This is a genomic window from Flavobacterium bernardetii, assembly GCF_011305415.1.
GTDB classification, from domain to species: Bacteria; Bacteroidota; Bacteroidia; order Flavobacteriales; family Flavobacteriaceae; genus Flavobacterium; species Flavobacterium bernardetii.
On sequence record NZ_JAANOQ010000031.1, the window covers coordinates 1 to 1,698 of the forward strand.

The 1,698-nt window shown below is 27.7% G+C and carries 2 protein-coding genes; both read left to right on the top strand.

Going from position 1 to position 1,698, the window contains the following annotated elements; all coding sequences use genetic code 11:
* Positions 1-107 precede the first annotated feature (107 nt).
* Complete coding sequence (locus G6N05_RS15475) at positions 108-836, top strand: leucine-rich repeat domain-containing protein (RefSeq protein ID WP_166131879.1); 729 nt, start codon at positions 108-110, stop codon at positions 834-836.
* A 176-nt stretch (positions 837-1,012) separates the two neighbouring features.
* Complete coding sequence (locus tag G6N05_RS15480) at positions 1,013-1,612, top strand: hypothetical protein (RefSeq protein WP_166131882.1); 600 nt, start codon at positions 1,013-1,015, stop codon at positions 1,610-1,612.
* The last annotated feature ends 86 nt before the right edge of the window (positions 1,613-1,698 follow it).

Genomic DNA, 1,698 nt, shown 5'->3' on the forward strand with positions numbered 1-1,698 from the left:
CTTTCGCAAGAAATTGTATCTTAGCATCAAATAATAATTTACGAAGTCGCCACTTCAGCAAGCCGCGGCCCGTTGTACGCAATTTTTAGACACCAATCCTTATCAAAATGAAATATAAAATTATACTTTTTACAATTAGTGTTTTTTTTCAAGCAAATGCACAAGAAATCAAATTCAAAGATTTAAATCTAAAAAAAGCTTTAATTGAGCTTGGATATGATAGAAATAAAAACACTGAAATTGAAATTAGTGAAATTGATACTGTTCAAAAACTAAATGTATCTAAACGAAATATCAAATCGCTTGACGATATGATTTATTTCAAAAGCATGAAAGAGCTAAACGTAATGAATAATGATATAAAGGAAATCAAAGTTTTTTACGGAAACTCAACTATTGAAGAATTATATATTGGCGAAAACAAAATAGGCCCAAAACTGATAATTAAAGACATGCCGAATTTAAAAGGTATTTATGCTTTTCGTAATGGCATAATTGATTTTGAGTTTATTGGTGAATTTTTAAAATTCAGGTCTTTGTATATTCAAGGAAATCCAGTTATAAATCTTGACATTCAAAACTTAACGAATCTGGAAAATTTGCAACTTTTTGAATGTAACAACTTAAAAACAATTGATATACACAAACAAACTAAGATTAAACAATTTTTCCTATTGGACATGAAAGTTGTAAATGTCGTATCGAAAAACGAATTCGTTAGAACTGTTTATATTGAAAAAAAATCAGATCCAAAAAATTCACCGAAAAATGATAGTATAAAAATTGCGCCGACAATTAAAATCACCAAAGACATGATTATAACACCAAAAAAATAAAACTGCTCACAACAGGCGTTTGGCAAGATTGCGAATTTTGTAGTAAATTCACGTATACATTTCGCAAGAAATTTTATCTTTAAAAGAAAATAATCGGTTCCGTAGTTCGCAACCTCGCCAAGCGCCGGAACGTTAGTGGCAATTTTGTCCGAACAAACCGCAAACAAAGACAGACAATGAAAAAACAAATTTTATTCTTACTATTTACTTTTTTGACTTTGACAACTTTTGCTCAAACCAAAAAAAATATTATTGAAGAAACTTTTGATAATATTAAAAACAAGTCAAAAGTTGATAAAAGTGACTCAGCTTGCTTAAAACTTACGCAGAAAATGTATGATGAAGCTCTACAAAATGAAATCTCTGAATTAAGTAATAGCACAATTGACGAGATTAAAAAATTTGAAAATAGTAGAAAATCAAAAAACACATATTTATTTTCAGCTTTAATGTTTTATCAAGAAGTAATTACAAAATCTGCTGAGGAAAAAAAATTAAAGCCTGAGCTACAAAGAGATTTAATAAATTATTTGGAAAAAGAATTCCTATATGTATATAATAAAGTACCGACAATTGTTTATGTTTACAAAGTTGAGACTTTAAACTTATTTAAAGATAAAATTGAATTGAAAAAGTATATTGACGAAGGACTGAAAAATTATCCAAATTCAATTCCATTGAAATATTATAGTTATAAGTATTTGAATGAGCAGACCTATAAAGAAGATTTAATGAAACTAAATAAAAAACATTGGTTAATTAATATTGAAGAATAAAAACTGCCACTAACAGGCGTTTGGCAAGATTGCGAATTTTGTAGTAAATACACGTTTATTTCTCGCAAGAAATTTTATCTTTGATA

Coding starts and splice junctions, on each gene's coding strand:
- G6N05_RS15475 (WP_166131879.1), top strand. CDS start 108: ATGAAATATAAAATTATACTTTTTACAATTAGTGTTTTTTTTCAAGCA.
- G6N05_RS15480 (WP_166131882.1), top strand. CDS start 1,013: ATGAAAAAACAAATTTTATTCTTACTATTTACTTTTTTGACTTTGACA.